This window comes from Pseudoalteromonas rubra, from assembly GCF_000967655.1.
Classification (GTDB): Bacteria; Pseudomonadota; Gammaproteobacteria; order Enterobacterales; family Alteromonadaceae; genus Pseudoalteromonas; species Pseudoalteromonas rubra_A.
In genome coordinates this window covers 106,495-127,914 of the sequence record NZ_JXYA01000032.1, presented here as the reverse complement: position 1 = coordinate 127,914, position 21,420 = coordinate 106,495, and the positions used below count along the sequence as shown (strand labels likewise).

Sequence of the window (21,420 nt, the reverse complement as noted above, 5' to 3'; positions counted from 1 at the left end):
GCCTTAGGTACGCCTTAGGTATAGCTTAGGCACGCCTGCCAATGCTTTTGCACCGGCAGGCAGTAAAAAGCAAACTGCCAGGCTTAAAGATATTTTCTAATTTCTGAGCCTGCGCTACAATCTGGCCACACCCATTGGTTTTGGAGACGTAGTATGGCCATGACAGATGAAGAACTTTTTCTCGCCTCAATGGGGGACGTTGTTCCCTTAGCACAAGACAAAAAAGCAGAGCTCAGACGTCAACAAAACGAACCTACCCTGGCGCAACTTGCACGCAGAGAAGCGGCAGAGCAGGAGCAGGACTTCGATCCTAATTTTCTCTCCACTGAATATGTTGACCTGCTCGATCCACACGATTTGCTTAACTACAAAAAAGATGGTGTTCAGCAAGGGGTATTTAAGAATCTCAGGCTGGGCAAGTATCAGATTGACGCCACGCTGGATTTGCACGGCAAGCCTTTTCGTGAAGCCAGAAAGTCACTGTTTGACTTCATCACCGACTGCCATCAACGCAGTATCCGGGTACTTCTGATCCGTCATGGTATTGGCTTAAAAAGCAAACCCTTTCCGGCTATTCTGAAAAGCTACTGCAACAAGTGGTTGCAGGAGATGCCACAAATACTGGCATTTCACACGGCATTAAGCTGTCATGGCGGTAACGGCGCGACATACGTGCTGTTAAAGAAAAGCGAAGAGAAAAAAGTGGAAAATCGCGAGCGACACGCTAAACGATGATAGCAGCACCTGCTGCTACCTTTTTAACTCTGTGAGGAGGACGTTACGACCACTTCCTCGTCCGCTTCTTGTATAGTATGTTGAGACTCAGCATTAGCCTGATTGAACCACGCCATTACCCCCAACACAATAACGCTAAAAAGCACAACGGAGAGCTTAACGCCACCTTGGTTACTATTCATAAAAAGCGACTCTTTATTATTATTTTCTCATAACTTACTGAATGTAATTAGATGTCACAAGATGTTTTTTTATACAGTGTTTTGTACCATAAAAAATCGCCTCCTGATACCACCGGCCAAAGTACCCAAACATTTACCACCGACAAAGATTTCCAGACGCCTGTAGAGCCTGAAACCGCATGCTCAGCCTTGTGTACCATACCGAGCAATGCGCTATTAGTAACCCACCTGCAAATCCACGCAATGTGACAGAGGCAGTCCCTTTTGCATTGCCTGCATATTTGCAACAATTTGTGCAATGGCTGTTTTCAGGCTCGTCAGCGCCGCAACATGGGGAGTCATAGTGATTTTTGGGTGATCCCAGAATGCATGATCTGCCGCAAGTGGCTCTGCTGCGAATACATCCAGCGTGGCTGCTGCAATTTGCTCATTATCAAGTGCAGCAAGCAAGTCAGCTTCATTAAGATGTGCGCCACGAGCAACATTGATCAGTGCGCCGTGCGAAGGCATCGCCTCAAACAGCGCTTTATTCAAAATGCCGTGCGTCTGGGCCGTCAGAGGTAACAGACAGACGACATAATCACACTGTGATGCAAATTCGCTTAACTGTGCCTGTCCCCAGAATTGCCTAATGCCCTCCAGTGCTTTTTCGCTTCTTGACCAGCCCAATACCTCAAAACCATTACGTTGCAGCTTAGTAGCGGCCACCTGCCCCAGCTGACCAAGCCCGAGTATCCCAACCCGGTTTCCAGCACTGGCTCTTTTAGGACGCCACAGCCGCTGTTGTTGCTGACGATAATACAAGCCCAGGCGCAGCTTATGAGCCAGCACATGTCCCAGTACATATTGTGCCATGTCGTCGGCCAGCGCGGGATCAACAATGCGACACACCTGCACATCAGCCGGTAAAGCAGATAACGCGATGCCATCGACCCCGGCACCAAACGACTGGACAACTTTGAGATTTGGTAATTGTTGCCACAACGACTCAGGCGCATTCCAGGCCAATACAAACTCAATCTCGGCCAGTTCACCGGCATCGGGCCACTCTCTTACGTCCACATCCGGCAGACTCGCGCGTAACTCTGCCATCAGTTTGCTGTTGTCTCTGCCCGTTACACAGACTAATAATGCCATGCTCTTTCCTTTGTTCTGTTTTAACCGTCACTACTTTAGCAAAAAATCTAACCTTCAGGTGTACTTACGCGACGGCCATCAAACTGACATACAGTTGCAACTTGTTTGTCATGGAGAGTTTTTAATCTTGATGAAAAGCGGTTATAAAACTTGAGAATCGATATATGATCAGTGTTGATAAGGTCATTGAAGCAAACCTGCCTCAATTAGAAAATTCACCAAAAGTAAAAGGCTTAGTTAAGAAAGGCCTGGGTTACTTATTGCACGAGCAAGAGTTTGTCGCCTTTGCAGATACCTACCCTCACCTCCAGGGGCTCGAGTTTGTTGAGCAGGTACTGGAGGAGCTGGACTTTGATGCGCGCTTCAAACCTAAACAAATAGAACACATACCCAGCGAGGGCAGTGTCGTGATTGTGGCCAACCACCCAATCGGCTCATTAGATGCACTGGCGTTGATCAAAGTACTGGCGCAGGTACGCCCGGACCTGAAAGTCGTTGCCAACAGAATGCTGATGTCCATTACCCCCATGCACTCGCTGCTGTTGCCGGTAGACAATCTATCCGGGGCGAGTCGCAAGCAGGAGCTGGCCAATATCCAGCACCACCTCAAACAGGAAGGCGCCTTACTTATTTTCCCTGCCGGTGAAGTGTCCCGGCTTGGACCTACGGGCATCAAAGATTGTAAGTGGAATTCAGGCTTTTTACGTATGGCCAAAAAAGCCAACTGCCCTATTTTGCCCATCTATATTAAGGCCAAAAACAGCCCGCTGTTTTACGGCACGTCTATGATCTACAAACCTTTAGCCAGCCTGCTGCTGGTTAAAGAAATGTTTAAACAGCGACAAAAGTCACTGGAATTTGAAATTGGTGCCAGCATTCCACCAGCTTCTTACTTGCTGGAAAATCTTAAAGACAAAGAGATAGTGGCCCTGATCCGCAAGCAGCTGTACCGGCTGACATCAAAGAAATCTTTGCCGCTGAAAACTCAGACGCCCATTGCGGTACCGGAATGTAAAAAAGACCTCAAGCAAGCCATTGAAAGCTGTGAGCGGCTAGGTGAAACCCAGGATGGCATGCAAATCTACCTTTATCAGTATCAAGGCAGCTCTCCTGTCTTCCGCGAGCTGGGTCGGCTAAGAGAAATTGCCTTTCGTGCGGTCGGAGAAGGCAGCGGCAAACGCCGCGATATCGACAAATACGACATGTATTATCAGCACCTGGTATTATGGGATGCCAAACAATTGGAGCTGGTCGGCGCGTATCGACTCGCAAGCGCCCAAACCGTGCTCGATCACCAGGGCGCGGAAGGATTATATACGACCAGTTTATTTAATTATTCTGAGCACATGCAGCCCTACTTCGAGCATGGTCTGGAGCTGGGCCGAAGCTTCGTGCAACCCAGATACTGGGGACGCAAAAGCCTGGATTATTTGTGGTACGGAATTGGCGCATTTGTAAAGCGCTACCCACAACATCGTTATCTGTTTGGCGCGGTCAGTTTGTCCAATGCACTGCCGGATAAAGCTAAAGCCATGCTGATTTACCACTACCAGCATTACTTTGCCAATCTGTCACCTCTTGCCACACCCAAAAACGAGTTCAAATTTACGCCATCACAGCAGCAGGCCTTTGCGCAGTTATTTTGTGGTCATGATGTTAAAGAGGATTTTGCCGAGCTCAAGCACATCATGGCGAACATGGGCGCGCAGGTGCCAACGCTGTTTAAACAGTATACCGAGCTGTGTGAGCCAGACGGGGTAAACTTTCTGAGTTTCAGCATTGACCCTGACTTTAACAATTGTATTGACGGCCTGGTATTGGTAGACCTTACCCGCATCAAGGCGCAAAAAGCCAAGCGATACCTGGGAGAAAATATCTACGGCTGATTTGTGCAGTGGCCTTAGTTTTATTTATACTCGCGCTCGGAAATTAAAATTTGCGAGCGCACATGTTAAAAACGCTTCTTCAACTCATTATTTTTGCCATTGTTTTTCTGGCAGTCACCGCGTACCAGGAACTCGGTATGCTGGCGGACGATGGCCAGGCTCCGGCGCCGTATTTTTCGCTGCCTTTACTAGAACAATCTGCACAGCGAGTGTCCATTAAGTCGCTGCAAGGGCAGCAATCAGTCGTCTATTTCTTCGCCCCCTGGTGCAGTATTTGTCGTTACAGCATGCCTAACCTCAACAAACTACATGAGCAAGGTAAAGTGAATGCGGTGGCAATAGCGCTGGATTTTAAGAGCACGGACGCGGTCCACGCCTTTGTCGATGACCTGGCGCTAAGCATGCCAGTATTGCTTGGCACTCACCACACAGGCTCAGATTACAAGGTTAAGGCCTACCCCACCTATTACGTGTTGTCTGCTGACCTTAAGGTAGTCGAGCGCTCTGTGGGTTACTCCAGCGAGCTGGGGATACGCGCCAGACTTTAGGCTAGTAAGTGTAAGAAAGTGTTTGAGTTGTCGACAATTTCTTACCCTTAGGTAAAACAAAGGTACGATTTATTCTCATACACTAGTCCCAACTCTTATTCAGCTTAGATTCAACAAGGGACTAACATGACGCGCTCGTCACTCAAAAAACCGTTTGCACTGTCTCCGATTATGCTATGCATGGCATTTCAGATACAGGCAAACACCAACGCAGACATAGAACACATTGAGGTGCATTATAAGCGCAGCTCAATCACCTCTGAGATCACAGAAGACACAGAAAAACTGATTGAGATGCCCGGCGCAATGGGCGATCCGTTGCGGGCTGTGTATGCATTACCCGGTGTGGTTGCCGCCGGTGGCTCCATGAGTGAACCCGCCGTACGCGGCTCTTCGCCAAGCGACAACATGTTCGAAGTGGACTTTATGCCTGCGGGTTACATTTTCCACGACTTTGGCAGCTCAATCTTCAATCGCTATATCATTCAGGATTTTCAGCTTTACTCAGCAGGCTACGGCAGCAGCTACAGTAACGCAACGGGCGCAGTGTTTGACGTCACCCTGCGCAACCCCAAATATCAGCCAATCACCACCACACTCGATCTCACCATGTTCAATGCCGGTGTCTTTGTGGAAGGTCAGCTTAGCGACAGCACGGCTTTCTATGTCTCGGGGCGCAAAAGTACCCTCCCCTTGTTCTTTGAAGAAGGTGAAGAGCTCGAAGATGACGACGGAGAGCCAACCGGTGTGATCATCAATGATGCGCCGGACGATCACGACTATCAGGGCAAGTTTTTGTGGGATATTAACGCCAACAACACCCTGACCTTCAACTTTACCGGCGCAGAAGACTCCGCAGCAGCCGGGTTTAACGAACGCTCCGAGCTGGCGCAAAAGACCCCGGAGTTTCAGGGGGACGCGCGATTTATCAGGGAGTTCAACAGCCAGAACGTGTTGTGGGACCATTATAATGACAAGCTGCATCTGCGTGTGGGGATAGGTGCACTGGATCATTCAGGGCGACTGGAATATGGCCGCCGCGCCACAGTTTCTGCTGGCTATTTTGAAGAAGAGTCGGAAAAACAATATACCTACAAGGCACGCCTGAACTACCGTATCAACCCAGCTCATCAGCTGGTTTTAGATGCTGCTTACTTTGATAACGAAACAGAATATAGCTACGACACCTTCCAGTACTTGTGTACTGAACTGGACCCCGACTGCGACCTGAAAAAAGGTGAGCGGATCAACGGCAAGCGCAGCATAGACATTGACAGTGGTTTTGTTGGCCTGGCGCATATCTGGCAACTCAGCGATGACTGGCAGAGCGAGCTGGGAGTGCAAAGTCAGCATAATAAATACACCGATGAAACCTTCACCTCACCTCGTCTGGCGATCAGTTACTATGTGACGGAAGACAGCACCATCAGTGCCAAGGCGGGTCGCTACAACCGCATGCAGAATGTGGAATACATTTTGCCAGAAATTGGTAACCCCAAGCTGAAATCTCAGGTGTCGGATCACTATACGCTGGGCTTCAGTCAGCAACTGGAGAATGAGTGGAGCTGGTCAATTGAGGGATATTATAAAACTATGGATGATCTGCCGCTTGCCATCGACGACGGCCCCAATGCGGCTGATTTGTATAGCAACGACGCTGAAGGACGCGCCTATGGTGTAGACCTGCTGATCAACAAAAACAAGACCGATAACTGGTATGGCTGGGTAGCATTGAGCTATGCCAAAAGTGAGCGCACCGATCTCAGCCAGAATATCACCCGCGACTATTTCGCCGATACGCCGCTGGTGTTTAATGCCGTATTCCATTACGAGATCAATGAAAAGTGGCAAGGTGGTTTTAACTTTACCGCACGCAGTGGCCAGGCCTATACCCCCATTGTTGGCGTCAGAGAAAACCCCGACCACGATGGCCGCTTTTTACCTGTCTATGGCGAGCCCTTTTCAGAGCGGTTCAAAGTGTATCACCGCCTGGATATTCGCTTTGAGCGTAAAACCGAACTATTCGGCAACGATGGCAAGCTGATCTTTGAACTCATGAATGCATATGGCCAGGAAAACATTGCCTATATTGACCTGGACTACGACAGAGTTAAGTCCGTTAACGACCTGTATATAGAAGAAGAGGAAGATGATTTCTCTATCCGCCCGTCGATTGGGTTTAGCGTGACCTTCTAATACTTTCCTTGAAAAGGCCGGACGCAGGCAATTGAGGCTTGCGTTTTCGGCCTTCTCCTTGCATGATCGGCGCCTTTGATAGTCCGGAGACCTGAACCATGCCAAAAGCCTGTGCTTACCACATTTTAGTTAAAACCGAAAAAGAGTGTCTTGCTATAAAAGCTAAGCTTGCCAAAGGCGGCGACTTCAACAAACTGGCCAAACAGCATTCTTTGTGTCCATCGAAAAAGCGCGGTGGTGACCTTGGTGAGTTTAATAAAGGCGATATGGTTAAAGCATTCGATGATGTGGTGTTCAAAAAGCCACTTTATGAAGTCCACGGCCCGGTCAAGACTAAATTTGGTTACCACCTTATCAAAACAGTCTATCGCTCCTAAGGCGTCATCGGTTTTCTCAATCATGGCCATCGATTTTTGGCGGTTTCATTTTGCACGCGGGCCGATATACTGATTAGCAATGAAAATGATTTGGAGACCCCTATGTTTACTGTGATTTTTGGCCGTGAAGGCTGCCCTTATTGTGTCCGTGCAAAAGACCTGGCAGAGCGCCTCACCAACGAACGCGACGATTTTAAGTTTCGCTACATTGATATCATCAAAGAAGGCGTCAGCAAGGCCGATTTGGAAAAATCCGCAGGCAAGCCTTGTCCAACGGTACCGCAAATTTTCGTCGACCAGGACCACATTGGCGGCTTTACCGAGTTTGAAGCTTATGCCAAAGAGAATCTGGGCCTGTATCAGTAACACAGTGCCGTATCATCCTTGCCTGAGTCGCCATTAAGCTGCAATTCAGGCATGATTTTCCCTTAAAAATAGCCACTTACCTGCCAATCTAACAGCTCAAAAAAATAAATAAGTTTATTTTTTGACCAATATCAAATACCTACAAAATTAGTGCCAATTTATGCAAGCAATTGTTTTTTCTTTGCTGTACAATGCCGCCTCTTTTAACTTGTTGAGGCGCATTAATGTCAGAACCAGTCACGTTTGAATCTTTAGATCTTTCTCCTGCAATTTTAAAGGCAGTCGAAGAGCTGGGATATCAATCACCTTCTGAGATCCAGGCTCAATGTATACCGTTATTGCTAGAAAGAAAGGACGTGCTGGGACTAGCGCAGACGGGTACGGGCAAAACGGCGGCGTTCGCGTTGCCGCTATTAAACAATGTTGACGCATCCGTTAAGCAACCACAGATATTAGTATTGACTCCAACACGCGAACTGGCTTTACAGGTCGCGGAAGCCTTCAACCAATACGCTAAATACACCAAAGGTGTTGAAGTATTGGCTCTGTACGGCGGACAAAGCTATGGCGTGCAGCTAAGTGCACTGCGCCGTGGCGCACAGATCATTGTGGCAACACCGGGTCGTTTGATTGACCATATTAACCGTAAGACCATTGATTTGTCGGATCTGAAAGCCTTAGTGCTGGACGAAGCCGATGAGATGCTACGCATGGGCTTTATCGATGATGTTGAAAGCATCATGGAAAAAACACCAGTAGAGAAGCAAACCTGTTTGTTCTCTGCAACCATGCCAAAGCAGATCCAATCTATTTGTTCTAAGTACTTAGATAACGCAGAACAAGTAAAAATCACGCCACGTAACTCGACTGTTGACACAATTGAGCAAGTTTACTGGCGTGCAACGACGCATAAAAACAAAGCCATCGTACGTTTCTTAGAAGCGGAAGAATACGATGCGTCTATCGTGTTTGTGCGCACTCGTAACGACACCGTTCAGCTGGCTGAACTACTTGAACGCGAAGGTTTCTCTGCGGCACCACTGAATGGTGACATGAACCAGCAAGCCCGTGAGCGTACGGTAGAGCGTCTGAAGAGCGGTCTGTTAGACATCGTTATCGCAACTGACGTTGCGGCGCGTGGTCTGGACGTAGATCGTCTGAGCCTGGTTATCAACTATGATATCCCGCAAGACAGCGAAGCTTATGTACACCGTATCGGCCGTACAGGTCGTGCTGGTCGTAAAGGTAAAGCTATCCTGTTCGTGAAAGGTAATGAACGTTACCTGCTACGTAACATCATGCGTCATACCCGCTCTGACATCGAGCAGGTTGAGCTGCCTAACGCGAAAGTCGTTGAGCAAAAGCGTATTGAAGCACTACAAGGCAAGTTAAGCCTGGCGCTGGATCACAAAGACATCGAGTTCTTCAGTGAAGTAGCACAGGGCATGGCTGAAAAGCTGGAACTGAGCCAAACTGAGCTGTCCGCTGCTCTTCTGTGCCTGGCACAGCAGCAGTCACCACTGAAAGTTCAGGAAATTCAGGTGCAACGTGAACGTCGCGAACGCGATGGTAACCGTGACGGTAACCGCGAGCGTCGTGGTGAACGTGGTGAACGTGGTGAACGTGGCGAGCGTGGTGAACGCAAAGGCAATGCACGTCGCAACACGGGCCCTATGGATACCTATCGTATCGAAGTGGGTCGTGAGCACGGCGTACAGGTCAAGAACATTGTTGGTGCGATTGCAAACGAAGCTGATATTTCAAGCAAGTTTATCGGTGAAATCCGTTTGTTTGACGAGCACAGCACCGTTCAGCTGCCTCAGGATATGCCAGCAGATACGCTGTCACACTTCCAGAGCGTTTACATTTGTCAGCGCCCAATGAAGATGACCAAGAGCACGCACCCTGCCGATCAAGGCAATGGTGGCGAGCGTCGCGGTGGTGAACGTCGTTCAGGCGGTCGTGATGAGCGTCGCTTTGAAGGTCGTGGCGAACGTGGCGAAGGTCGTGGCGAAGGCCGTGGTGACCGCAAGCGCAGCTTTAAAGATCCACGTGGTGACAAGCGTGACAACAAGCGCAAAGAGCGCGGCGAGATCAGCTTTTCATAAGCTGATTTAGACGAAAAAACCGCTTCACTTGAAGCGGTTTTTTTATGCCTGTAATTTAATGCCCTAAATGAAATGCCAAGCGCTCATCGCAATGGCTACTTGATCCAGTCGCGCGGATCGAATCGATAGTACTCACTCAACAGATTAAATAATTCGGGATTTTCCTGTTTCAGTTGCAGTGGCTTTTCAATAAAGGTTTCGGTGATCACGGCAAAAAACTCCGCTTCGTTGGTCGCGCCATATTCATGCACCACATGCGGCATATGATACGCCAGCTGAGTTTTTAGTTGCTGATAGGCCCGAGACAACACCTCCCCCCATTTTTTGTAACTCATGCCTTTTGGCAACTGAGGCGTGCCATTGGTTTGACCGGTTTGCTGATCCAGTTGATGGGCAAATTCGTGAAATACCAGATTATGCCCGTCTTCCGGTAGCCGGTTGCCCTCCAGCACATCATGCCAGCTCAGCACCAGCGTGCCGCCGGGCCAGGACTCGCCCTGCCGCACCACAGTATGAAAGCTCACCAGCCCTGCACTGTCACGGCTATTTTGCCCGGCATAGTAGCTGCTGGGGTACAGTAAGATCTCTTTGACATTGGGATACAGTGGCCATTGTTGATTGAGTACCAGCAGGCAGGCATCTGCCGCGATGATCAGTGCCATAGCCCGATTGGTTTTCAGGCCGTCACGGCCAAGTAACCGCTTCTCACCCAAAAACCACAGAATATGGCGCTCAAGGCGCGCTCTTTCTGCATCCGTCATATTACGATAGATGGGCATATAACGCAGCAAAACCTGCCTGTCTAACTCGCTAAGTGACTGCGTTTTATATTTATGTTGCCAGTAAGCGCGCTTGATATCGTCGAGCCGCCAGTAGATGGCACAGAACACCACCAGGGCAAGGAGTAAACTGATTTCTGTCATTGGTTTTTACGCGTTGATATTTTACTTTGAGATGCGCCTTGCAGGCAGCCTTTTCAAGCAGGATTTGTTAAAATCCTCAGCACTTTAAGAAATATCTAACAGTATCAAGTCCGTATGTCTCTGCCCATTGAACAGATCAAAGCCGATTTTTGTCACTTGCTATCTTCTGGTAACGTCATTGTGGCCGCCGCCACCGGCTCAGGAAAATCCACACAGCTTCCTGTCTGGGCAGCCCAACAAGGTCGGGTATTGGTGATCCAGCCCCGACGAATAGCTTGTACCTCGTTGGCTGAGTATGTTGCCGAGCAACAAGGCAGTGGGCTTGGTGAACAGATAGGCTATGCTATTCGCTTTGAAGGCCAGTTTAGTCCAAACACCCAGGTCGTCTTTGTAACGCCGGGTGTGGCACTGCGCTGGTACTTTGAAAACCGCCTGAGTGATTTTGCCATCGTTATGCTGGATGAGTTCCATGAGCGGCGCTGGGATATGGACCTGTTACTGGCCATGCTAAAGCAACAGGGAGAACATCGCCTGGTCGTAACGTCTGCCACCTTGTCAGCAGAGCGGCTGGTCAGTTACCTCGAGGCGCCTTTGCTAACGTCCAAAGGCAAGATGTTCGATGTGGAAGAGCGATTTCTTGCTAAGGATATGCGCGCTATGCCAAGTCGCGACAATCTCAGTGACAGAGTCAAAGCGGCCTGCGAGTATGCGCTGCACCATACCCGTGGCGACATTCTGGTTTTCCTTCCCGGCAAAGGCGAAATCGTGCAATGCGCCGCTCAGCTCAAAGCACTCGATGCTTTGGTTGTCCCCCTGTTCAGTGGCTGTGCGCCAGATGATCAACGGCTTGCCCTGCATCAGCAGCCCAGACAAAGGATCATTTTGGCAACCAATGTGGCAGAGACCTCGCTGACCATTCCCAATATTACCTGTGTTATCGACTCGGGCCTGGAGCGGCGCACACACCTGAGAAATGGCAAAACAGTACTGGGCCTGGATGCCATCGGCAGAGATTCTGCAAAACAGCGCCTGGGGCGCGCCGGACGGACTCAGGAAGGACTCTGTCTGCGCCTGTATGGACAATATGCGCCCCTGATAGAGAGAACCCCACCCGAAGTACAAAGAGAGGCGCTCACAGAGCTGGTATTGGCTGCTGGCTGTGCCACGGATGGTATCGACTCGCTGAGCTTCATCGACCCGCTGCCAGCCAGTTCAGGGCAAAAAGCACTCGACCTGCTCAGAAAAATCGGCGCGCTTGACGCACAAAGCCGTGCCACCGAGCTTGGTAAACGGCTCTACCCTTTGCCTGTCGATGTTGAACTGGGTCACCTGATAACCAAAATGCCGGATAACCGCCTGCGCCAGGCAATGATAGATGCCGTGGCTGTGATGTCGGTGCCGGCACGGGTATATCAACTACCAAGCTCAGCAGAGCAGCTTGACGCCCTCAGCAAGGCGCTGCCCCACAGCTGCGACCTGGAGCTGGTGATCGCACTGCTCAGAGGCAAAGCGCCTGGTATTCGCGCAGAGGACGACGCCCTGCGTGAAGCCAGACAGTTCAGCACGCAACTGAGAGAGGCCTTTTCTTTGCCCCCACTGGACAAAGCAGCCAGCTATGACCGCGATGCATTACTCAGCGCAATTGCCTCAGTACGCCCTGACTGGCTATATATCAAAAAGGACAACCGTCGCGGTGGCTTTAGCAATGGTCAGGGTGAAGTGGTGCCAGCAAAAGAATCCCGTGTGCCAGACACATGTGCAGCTATGCTGGTTTTGGATACCTATGCGCTCGCAGGTAAAGGCGTTAAACAGGCAACCACCCTGGCCACGCTGGCCGCACCTGTCTCGCTTTCTCTGCTCACTCAGCATGCGCCCGTCGACAGTAACCTGATAAAGGCTTTTCAGCAGGAAGACGAAGTTTGGGTCGAACTGGCCAGTACCTATGCGGGTGTCGATTTAGCCCGGCAACATCTGCGCGCAACGGGCAAACACCTTATTCCGGCCTGCGTCAAACTAATTGAACAAGACCAGTTATTTGCTGGCGTATTTCAACAGGTCGGTGACATGCTGGCCTACCAACAGCTCTACCTGCAACATCAACAGCAACCATTGCCTCCGATGCCTGACGCTGTACAGTGGCTGTCTCAGACCTTAACGGACCTGGGTCTAGAAACTCAGCAAGACCTTGCATTAATTGAAGCCGAAGATTTGTTCTACCAACCCATTGAAGACTGGCTCATCACGCCCTTTATCGACCAGTTTCCACTTGAGGTTGTGCTACCTGAACTAACCATGTCAGTGACTTATAGCTTTACCGCCAAACGTATTATCCTTGAATACCGCAAAGGAAACCGCAAAGACGCCCCCAAACGCTGGGAATTACCCGCCTGGTCAGGGTTTAAAATACGCTATAAAAAGGCCAGTAAAGTGGTGGATGTGAAGTGATAAGACAAAAATAGAAACACATAAAAAGAGGTTTAAAATATAAAAGGCGCATTTCATCTTAATATTGAATGCGCCATATAATAAATTTAAAACCTGCAGCCTATGGTATAGTGCATATTAAAGTACACCAGCTCATGCCTGATGCAGCACCGCCGATTTTCTTGGTTTGGTCTTTATCTAATGACTGTTCTGGGTATGACAAAGACTTAATCGTCTTTTTCTTAAGATTGATTTTCATAGTTAATTCCTTTAGTTAAAACTTCTCTAAACTGAGCCCACCACCTCCACTACTCAAGTGTTAATTTAATAACAAATGAGACGCAATGAACCTCAAAATAAAAACCTTTTTGCAAATAAGGCGGGTTAAAATTAACAAAAAAACACTAAAGCGTCAATCTGACAGAACAGATTTATGATTTTTTTCATAGAAAAACGCTAATTTCGGCTCTAAGGGACCCTTAATAATTGAGGTCTTCCAAGCCCATGTATTCACGTATCGCCCATCGTAATTACTCCTCTGCCAAAACATAATCGCTTCGTCGTCTACCTCTTTAGCAAATCTGTGGGAAGATTAGTGGCCAATACCCTGAGTGCTTTATTAAAGCTTTTTAGGGCAACATGACACCAATCAGCCTTTGAAGTTCGCCTATCCGTGAGGCCTTTTACTTGGATTTATAAAAATGACGTTTACCAGTATTTCAATAGCCCGCACAGGTAGCCTGTGAGTGGTATGCATTTATCAGGCAAGATAATGGCCAGTTTAACAAAGAACAATTGGAGGGGCTTAGGCGAGTTGTATTGAGCAAAAGCGAAGGCGTGCGTTCATACACGAGCATTGACTGACCGAGAATACTGACGAGAATCCGTAAGGCCCTCAATCGAAGTTGCCCTGCACACTTTCCAGGGTATCCTTCTCGGCATTTAATATTATATGTGGATTGTGCCTGGAGGAGAACGGATGCAGCTACAGCCTGCTATAAGAATTAACTGTATTAAAACGACTAAATTATAAAAGGGCCTGATCCGGCCCTTTTAAAAAGCAAGCTATTTTATAAATTCAGTAATTCCTTAATAGAAACCACCCTTTACCATATACGTCTTTGGCTCAGAAATATAAAATACTAATTACGCTAAATAATTATTACCCACCGTTCTTATTCCAGCTCCGGTTGAGCTCGGACATAGCATTATGTGCGCTTTCTTTTTCTCTTTGATGTGCTTCTTTGGTAATACAACGACGAGTATACATATTCGAGCCTGTTTTCTTCACGGTTCGGCAGATATAATTTTTATCTTTTTCTACCTTAGCCAGCTCCGCCCGCTCGTCTTGCTTTGACTGCTTTGCCCCTTCTGACATCTGGCAGGCAGTTAAACTAAATAGTATAGATAATCCCAATATAATCTTATTTATTTTCATTATTAAGTCCTTTCTCTAATTAAGCAATTGATTGCTATCATTATCCTGGGCTTATTTCCAAAATATGTCAAGACTTCATGTTGTAAGTAACCCGGAAAAACAACGAACTTGCCAGAATAAGGTGCAACTGAAAAACCACCATAGTCGAAGGTGGGTTTAAAGTTCGAAAATCCCTTATCATAGGGGTTCATTTGGATCCGCCTTGGGTCGTATATTTGTAAAAAGCCACTTCTTGGAAATTCCGGTGGTGGTGGATCACCAGCATCCACATAATAGATCATTGACCAGGAACATTGACCATGATCATGCAATGTTTTGGTGCCTCCGTAGCGGGTAATATGAAACCAGGATTCAATCTCAAAATGAAGCTGACTTAATTCAGCACGAGTCATCTTGCCTGTCTCAAGTATCCAGGAAGTCAGCACACCGTTCATGTGCTGCTTAATTTCAGCTATTTCTGGGTAGTGCGTGAGAGAGAATAAATCGCCTGGGCTATCGTAAATATCCCCCTGCGTGGTATTGATCCGAGTCAGGTTTCTATAGCCTTCCTTCTCCAATGAGAAAAATAGCTGTGTCAGCCCTTTATTTAACTCTTCTACGCCCGTTAATTCCCCCTCTAAAACGGGGGTTGCAAAGCAAATTCTGGGTTTTGCATTTATCTTCATAATAAATAAAAAGAGCGCATATAATGCGCTCTTTCCTCAGTTTAACTAATTTTTAAATTAGAACTTGATGTCATACTGTACGTATAAGAAACGACCAATGTTGTTGTATACATCCTGGTCATAGAAAGGCCAGTCATCAACTTGGCTGAACGGAGGTTGTTCGTCAAACAAGTTACGAATACCCACAGTTACCTTGTTCTTATCGTTGATATGATAAGCCGTTGTTACGTCAAATTCGATGTAATCATCAATCTTCTGCGGTCGACCATAATTCAGGTATGTTGTTGCATTAGTTTCTGGGTCAATTTCTGTCTCAACATCGTAGTGACCGATTGCATTACACGTTTTGTTTTCTGTATCGAAACGGTCGTACTGGTCGTAACCAGGCAAGTAGCGAACATTCACTGATGTTGTGAAATCACCCGTCTCAAGCGTTGCGCCAAGGTTCAGGCGGAACTCGTACTCAGCATCCACTGTACGCTTACCCGTTTGGTCACACAGCGGTTGAACCGCGTTTGACTGACGGTTTTGCTCTAAGTATTGCTCAAAACGCAGGTTAGTAGACAGCGCACCAAAACTAAGCTCAGTTGCATAAGTCAGGTTATAGTTAATACCTTTAGCATCTGCACTTGATAAGTTTTGATAGTTTGACTGTACATAACCTTGGCGTAAACCATCATCCAGACGGCCTGAAGAGTTACGAATAACCAGGCCAGCAACCGCAGGGTCACCTACCGCTTCGGCAGCGAGGATGTCCTGAACAGACAGTTCATCAATGATGTTCTCGATTTCCAGTGACCAGTAGTCAACAGTTAGTGCCAACTCGTCAGTCACATCCCAAACTACACCAATGTTGTAAGAATCTGATGTTTCTGGCTGTAAGTTAATGTTACCACCAGACTTAGAGTTGATTTCTGTACCGTTACAATCCGAGCTATCTGGATTACCGGCAGCTCTTGCAGCATTACACAGCGTTGTATCAACCACACCATTTCGTACACCTTCTGAAGTAGCAGTGTACAGATCATCAAGACCTGGTGCTTTAAAGCCAGTACCCCAAGAGGCACGTAACATCAGAGAGTCAAGTACGCGATAAGATGCTTTCACTGAGTAAGTAGACTCCGAAGCATCGTCAACACCCCAGTCAGCTTTATCCTGACGTGCCGCCAGACTCAGCTCTAGGTCCTCAATAACCGGAAGAGAAAGCTCCACGAATACAGCTTCATTTTTCATGAAACCGCCACCATTAGAACCAGCGCCACCGATTACCTGACTAGCAACAGAAGCCGGATCAGAACGGTCAAGATAGCTTTCACGACGATAATCGATACCAGCAGCAACACCTACTACGCCACCTGGTAATTCCCAGTTTGTCAGGCCAGATAAAGTCGCACTACTGAACGACACTTCATATTCAGATGTTCTGTGGATAGACGTTTGAAGACCTTCACAGAAGTCTTTTAGCTCTGCAGAGTTACAGTCATTGATCTTGAACGGGTTCAACGTACCGTCGTTAAATGCAGCAGCTAACTCGCTGCGCAGCAACTGGCCTCGTTTACCAATCTGACGGTTAGTCAGGCGAGCAAAACCAAGATCATAATCTACAACCCAATCATCGTTAATCAGATATTCAAAACCAACGACTGCTTCAAATGTTTCGTTTGTATTGTCTTTTTCACGATTTGGGAAGTCCAGGTAACGACGACCAACATAGGCACTAGCAGTTTGCTCATTACCATTTTCGTCGATATATTTCGTACCATTTGCAATCTCATCAGCAATCTTAGCGCCCAATTCAGGATTGTCTTTGTAACGATCATTCATTAGGAAGTCTTTAAGATACGGGCTCTGAGATACATCAGCCTCACCTGGCGCAGGGGCGTTCGAGCTCAGCGTATAAGCACGAGAATAACGGAACTGCGAGTCCAGAGTCAGGTTATCGCTCCACTGGTGTGTAATCGTAGTCATAATTGACTGGCGGTCACTTTGTGGCTGGAAAGTGTATAAAGGTGCAAAGTCATAAGCACACTTACCGTTCGATCTGATGTTGCTTTCTGGACAGTCAGCCCATACTTTATCATCACCTGAATCCGGAGCAGAACCAGCATTTAGACCTAGGAAACCAGGCACACCGTAGTTAGAGCGGCCTTCACCACCTTCTTGTCCTTCGATAAAGGCTGTACCACCCATCTCACGGTCTTTTGCCATGATAGGACGACGTTCGAAATAATCTAGTGCAAACAAAATGTTAGTTTTGTCGCTAGAAGCACCAGCAGTCAGTGAGAACTGAAGTTCTTCACCATCTCTGTGCTCAGTTGCCAGACCGTATTTCGCTTTTGCTTCTACGCCCTGATAATCTTTTTTAGTGATAACGTTAACAACACCCGCTACCGCATCTGAACCGTATACGGCAGATGCACCGTCAGGTAGTACGTCGATACGCTCAACCGCCGCCATTGGAATTTGGTTAACATCGGTGAATACGCCGCCAGCTGAGTTTTTAGCAATACGACGGCCGTTTAATAGTACCAGAGTATAGCTAGAATCAAAACCGCGTAGACCAATCGAAGACGCACCAGCAGACTGGTTTAGTGTTTGAGATTCGTTAAAACCACCTGATGCTGCGCTGTTACGCAGGAATTCAGCAACAGTTGATACACCCGTTTTTTCGATTTCAACGGCTGTGAATACAGTTACCGGTGTAGCTGTTTCCATATCAGTACGGCTGATACGAGAACCAGTAACCTGAATACGTTCAACTTCTTTTGCGCCTTCTTCTTCAGCTTGTACTTGCGTAGCAAATGCAACTGTAGAAGCAGAACCAAATGCAAGTGCTAAACGCACTGCCTTCGAGATCTTGCTATTTAACATTTGTTTTCTCCCTGGCTTTAAATTTTTCTTTTAAAGCATTGTTTTTATGTATTTTCTTAACTTCATATGGGTAACAAGTGAGTACACTTTTAGCCATATTGGTGAAACATACTAATCGCATGAAAAACAAAAGGTCAACAAGCTTTTTTAAAATAGAAACAAAAAACCCAAAAAGGAAACAAAAAATCACTTTAAAAACAATGGTTTACACACATTAAATTATCTCTCTCATAAACAGGTTGATTTTTAAGCGATTTAGAGGAGAGATCACTCATTTTTCGGCTCCAGAATAGCCACACCCAATATCTGCTGTTCAAGTTTTTGTTGTTCAAATTTTTGAAGGCGTTTTGAAGGTGTTTAGAAAAATCGACGTTGAGTTGATGAAGTGAAGAACAAGGGGTTACTGATTATTGCTTTAAACAAAACAATTAAAAATACCTTTTTATGCAACAAAAAAGCCCCTGCATAATGCAGGGGCTCGTTAGAAATCTACTTTATCAGGCAGAATTAGAAAGTGTAATCTGCTTGTAGGTAGAAGGTACGACCGTATGCGTCAGCGTAACGTGGGTCGTAACCAACCTGGTGACCAGCTGCCGCGTTCAGAGTGAACGGAGGCTCTTTGTCAAATAGGTTCTTAATACCGAATGCAACATTTGCGTTGTCACCGAAAGCATATGCCAGGCGGTAGTCGAACGTCATGTATACCGGAACGTGCTTCTGGATAACACTACCGTCTACCGCAGAATCCCAGTCGTCTGCTTTAGCAACGTAGAAGCTTACGTCTGCAGATGCATCAGTGTAACCGCTGCGCGCCTTAAGGTTCAGGCTGTGCGTGAAGTCACCGTGAGTTAAGGTATTGTTGAAGTTGATGATGTTGCGGAATGCAACTTCTTCATCAGTACCCACTTTACCCAGGCTGGTATCCCATACGTCAGTTGTACCTACACGCAGACTTTCGTCTTCAATCATGTATGTACCCATCAGGCTAGACTTCAGCTCACCAAACGAGAAGTTAGTAGTGAAATCTACGTGCCAGTCGATACCAGAAGTACGAGATTGACCAACGTTACGTGCAGGCTGAATGATAGCAAGTACTGTGTTACCTGTACCACGGTCAACTTTAGTTGTGAACAGCTCATCATAAGTGACCGGGTCACCGAAGATTTGGTTCTGAGTCAGACGGCGAACTTCGTTCTCCATCTCGATGTTCCAGTAGTCAAGGCCGAAGCTTGTGCCTGTGTCACCCGCCCATACGAAACCGAAAGTGTATTGCTTAGACGTTTCTGGCTGAAGATCTTTCTCACCTTCACGGTAAACATCATACTGCAGCTTGTCCTGGTGGCAGTAACGAGCCTTTTCAGGGGCAAGACCAGCTGGACAATCGTATGGAGATGCTGTTACACCGAACTCAAGACGAGGAGCCGCGATTTGACGCATGGTTGCAGCTTTAAAGCCTGTACCATAGCTTGCACGTAGCAATAGCTCGTCAGTTGGACGGTAAGAGATACTTACTTTGTAAGTTGTATCATCAGCACTGTCGTTTACAGTCTGGTTACCAGTACGTTTTGAGTCAGTGATTTCACCGATTTCGTCGTAACGCAGTGAACCAGTCACTTCCAGATTCTCCATTACTGGCACAATCACTTCGGCAAATGCACCGTAGCTGTCACGCTCCAGGTCGAACTCAGTACCCGCAGATTCGAACAGCACGATTTCAGCGTTCTGGCCTTCACCGTTGGTCAGTGAGTAGCTTGACTGACGGTAGTCAAAACCAACACCCAGGTAAACAGTACCTGCATCTAGCTCTGCGATAGCGCCTGATGTTTTACCTTCAATCGCTAACAAATCAGTGTCTGTTGTTTCCCACAGCCCACCGAACATAGTGTCAGCAACCATTTTGTTTTGCTCGTCAGACAGATTTTCAGGCGCTTCGAAAATATTGACTGTACCTGACGTTACCAGCTCCATGAACTCTTTTTCCAGAGGGTAGCCAGTTATACGGACCTGCTCACGCTCAGCACCTGAGCTTGTAACAGCAAAGTCGTAAGACCATTCGTTAAATTCACCGCGCAGACCAGCAACGATATGGTTCGTTGTTGTGCTGTACTCATCAGTACGGTTGCCACCTGGCAGCACACGCCAGCGAGCAGATACACCGCCTTCTACCATGTCAGCCTTAACGTTGTCTGGCAGGTATTTGATTACATTGTCTTGTACCAGCGCACTGTTTTCATCAAGTGAGAAACCACCAGTTGGGTATGGCGCGATGCGTGTTGTCATCTCAAACTTAGAGGCAGAAGCTGTAACATAAGCTTCCATGTCTTCAGTCACAGTAGCAACAGCTTGTAGGAACAAGTTATCACGAGTGCTTTCAGGCTGAATTTCCAGTGTGCTGGTGTAGTCAAACTGACATGCGTTACCAGATGGTGCACTGGTTGTGTGACATGAACCGTTCGCTTCTTTATATGGGTTCAGTGAATAAGTTTTAGTCTTACGCTCACCCTCATCGTCCAGTACATACGCGCCCGCTTCATCACGCTCATAGTATCTAACATACGCGTTACCAGGAATCGCGTTTGAAGAACCTGCGATTGCAACTAAGTTTTGACCAGCATGCTCAAACTCTACAAAACCTGTTTTCGCAAAGTCACGGTCAACTGAGCGTAGGTTATCCTGGTCATCACGGCTATAGCTTGCCATGATGTTAAAGCCATCGCTGTCTAAATCACCGAAACCTGTCGTGATTGAGAAGTTTGAGCTAGATGTATCAGAAGGCTTGTCGTAACGCGCGCTTACAGTCGTGCTTTGCACGTCATCTTTAAGAATGAAGTTAACAACACCCGCGATAGCGTCTGAACCATACAGCGCTGAAGCACCGTCTTTCAGGATTTCAACGCGCTTAATCGCAGATAGAGGAATTGAGTTGATGTCGATGCTTGAACCAGAGTCTGATGACGCCATACGACGACCGTTAACAAGAACCAGCGTATATTCAGCACCTAAGTTACGAAGTGAAGCAGTTTGAATACCACCACCGCCACCACCTACTGACTCACCAGCAGCAGTAAAGCCCTGCATCGCAGGCAGGTTTGCAACTAGGTCTGGCACGCTTGTAACACCAGATTTTGCGATATCAGACGCGTCGATTACATCGATAGGCAGAGCACCTTCCAGATCTGTACGCTTGATAGCAGAACCGGTGATCTCAATCTTTTCCATTTTCTCTTCGCCTTGCTCAGCATTAGCTGCAAACGAAGTTGCTGAAACAGCACCAAACGCGATCGCTAAGCGAACCGCTTTTGTTACTTTATTATTTAACATTGGATTCTCCCTGGACCATACAAGATGGTTATATTTATTTTTGCGTTAACAAACGCTTTGTATTTTTACCAAAACGGTAACTTAGTGACGCATCTTAAACAACAAATAGACGCCAGGTCAACATCACTTGATGTGTTTTTTGCAATTACCGATAGGAGGAACCTACCCATTTTACATACAAGAAACACTTTGGCGATCAAAAAAGTACAAATAACCTTAGACTAAACATATGGTTGTGAACAA

At 47.3% G+C, this 21,420-nt stretch carries 16 protein-coding genes; 8 read left to right on the top strand and 8 right to left on the bottom strand.

All coding sequences use genetic code 11. The features are described 5' to 3' along the window. Nucleotides 1-153 precede the first annotated feature (153 nt). Nucleotides 154-735, top strand: coding sequence for a DNA endonuclease SmrA (gene smrA, locus TW77_RS14760; protein ID WP_046005748.1), 582 nt, complete (start codon nucleotides 154-156; stop codon nucleotides 733-735). 23 nt (nucleotides 736-758) lie between these two features. Here smrA and TW77_RS25590 read toward each other — a convergent pair whose 3' ends face one another. After that, nucleotides 759-917 (bottom strand): hypothetical protein, encoded by a 159-nt coding sequence (locus TW77_RS25590; protein ID WP_164488165.1) that lies wholly within the window; start codon nucleotides 915-917, stop codon nucleotides 759-761. A gap of 216 nt (nucleotides 918-1,133) precedes the next feature. Then, a complete protein-coding gene (locus TW77_RS14750) occupies nucleotides 1,134-2,054 on the bottom strand; it encodes a 2-hydroxyacid dehydrogenase (protein WP_046005747.1) in 921 nt (306 codons plus the stop codon). A gap of 164 nt (nucleotides 2,055-2,218) precedes the next feature. Here TW77_RS14750 and TW77_RS14745 point away from each other — a divergent pair, with 164 nt between their 5' ends. The 6 genes from TW77_RS14745 (at nucleotide 2,219) to TW77_RS14720 (ending at nucleotide 9,535) form a co-directional block, all read left to right on the top strand. Beyond that, nucleotides 2,219-3,940, top strand: a complete 1,722-nt coding sequence (locus TW77_RS14745) for a GNAT family N-acyltransferase (protein WP_046005746.1) — start codon at nucleotides 2,219-2,221, stop codon at nucleotides 3,938-3,940. Between the two features lie 62 nt (nucleotides 3,941-4,002). After that, on the top strand, nucleotides 4,003-4,488 hold the full coding sequence (locus tag TW77_RS14740; RefSeq protein WP_046005745.1) for a TlpA family protein disulfide reductase: 486 nt from the start codon (nucleotides 4,003-4,005) through the stop codon (nucleotides 4,486-4,488). Nucleotides 4,489-4,614: 126 nt separating this feature from the next. After that, complete coding sequence (locus TW77_RS14735; protein WP_046005744.1) at nucleotides 4,615-6,684, top strand: TonB-dependent receptor plug domain-containing protein; 2,070 nt, start codon at nucleotides 4,615-4,617, stop codon at nucleotides 6,682-6,684. A 98-nt stretch (nucleotides 6,685-6,782) separates the two neighbouring features. Next, entirely contained in the window at nucleotides 6,783-7,061 is a 279-nt protein-coding gene (locus tag TW77_RS14730; RefSeq protein WP_010382504.1) for a peptidylprolyl isomerase, read from the top strand. A gap of 102 nt (nucleotides 7,062-7,163) precedes the next feature. Beyond that, a complete protein-coding gene (locus TW77_RS14725) occupies nucleotides 7,164-7,427 on the top strand; it encodes a GrxA family glutaredoxin (protein ID WP_046005743.1) in 264 nt (87 codons plus the stop codon). A gap of 224 nt (nucleotides 7,428-7,651) precedes the next feature. After that, a complete protein-coding gene (locus tag TW77_RS14720; protein WP_046005742.1) occupies nucleotides 7,652-9,535 on the top strand; it encodes a DEAD/DEAH box helicase in 1,884 nt (627 codons plus the stop codon). A 95-nt stretch (nucleotides 9,536-9,630) separates the two neighbouring features. On the opposite strand, the gene TW77_RS14715 is transcribed toward TW77_RS14720, so the two are convergent. Then, nucleotides 9,631-10,458 (bottom strand): M90 family metallopeptidase, encoded by an 828-nt coding sequence (locus TW77_RS14715; protein WP_046005741.1) that lies wholly within the window; start codon nucleotides 10,456-10,458, stop codon nucleotides 9,631-9,633. A 114-nt stretch (nucleotides 10,459-10,572) separates the two neighbouring features. Between TW77_RS14715 and TW77_RS14710 the strand changes: the two genes are divergently transcribed. Then, nucleotides 10,573-12,903, top strand: coding sequence for a helicase-related protein (locus TW77_RS14710; protein ID WP_046005740.1), 2,331 nt, complete (start codon nucleotides 10,573-10,575; stop codon nucleotides 12,901-12,903). Nucleotides 12,904-13,003: 100 nt separating this feature from the next. Here the strand turns inward: TW77_RS14710 and TW77_RS25210 are convergent, their stop codons facing one another. The 5 genes from TW77_RS25210 to TW77_RS14690 all read right to left on the bottom strand — a co-directional run bounded on the left by TW77_RS25210 (nucleotide 13,004) and on the right by TW77_RS14690 (nucleotide 21,177). Beyond that, the gene (locus tag TW77_RS25210; protein ID WP_156158682.1) at nucleotides 13,004-13,141 is read right to left on the bottom strand and encodes a hypothetical protein; all 138 of its coding nucleotides are present in this window, start codon (nucleotides 13,139-13,141) and stop codon (nucleotides 13,004-13,006) included. Between the two features lie 903 nt (nucleotides 13,142-14,044). After that, on the bottom strand, nucleotides 14,045-14,320 hold the full coding sequence (locus TW77_RS14705; RefSeq protein ID WP_046005739.1) for a hypothetical protein: 276 nt from the start codon (nucleotides 14,318-14,320) through the stop codon (nucleotides 14,045-14,047). A gap of 2 nt (nucleotides 14,321-14,322) precedes the next feature. Further along, nucleotides 14,323-14,985, bottom strand: a complete 663-nt coding sequence (locus tag TW77_RS24345) for a putative 2OG-Fe(II) oxygenase (RefSeq protein ID WP_052713209.1) — start codon at nucleotides 14,983-14,985, stop codon at nucleotides 14,323-14,325. Nucleotides 14,986-15,042: 57 nt separating this feature from the next. After that, on the bottom strand, nucleotides 15,043-17,856 hold the full coding sequence (locus tag TW77_RS14695) for a TonB-dependent receptor plug domain-containing protein (protein WP_046005738.1): 2,814 nt from the start codon (nucleotides 17,854-17,856) through the stop codon (nucleotides 15,043-15,045). A 507-nt stretch (nucleotides 17,857-18,363) separates the two neighbouring features. After that, nucleotides 18,364-21,177, bottom strand: coding sequence for a TonB-dependent receptor (locus tag TW77_RS14690; RefSeq protein ID WP_046005737.1), 2,814 nt, complete (start codon nucleotides 21,175-21,177; stop codon nucleotides 18,364-18,366). Nucleotides 21,178-21,420: the final 243 nt, after the last annotated feature.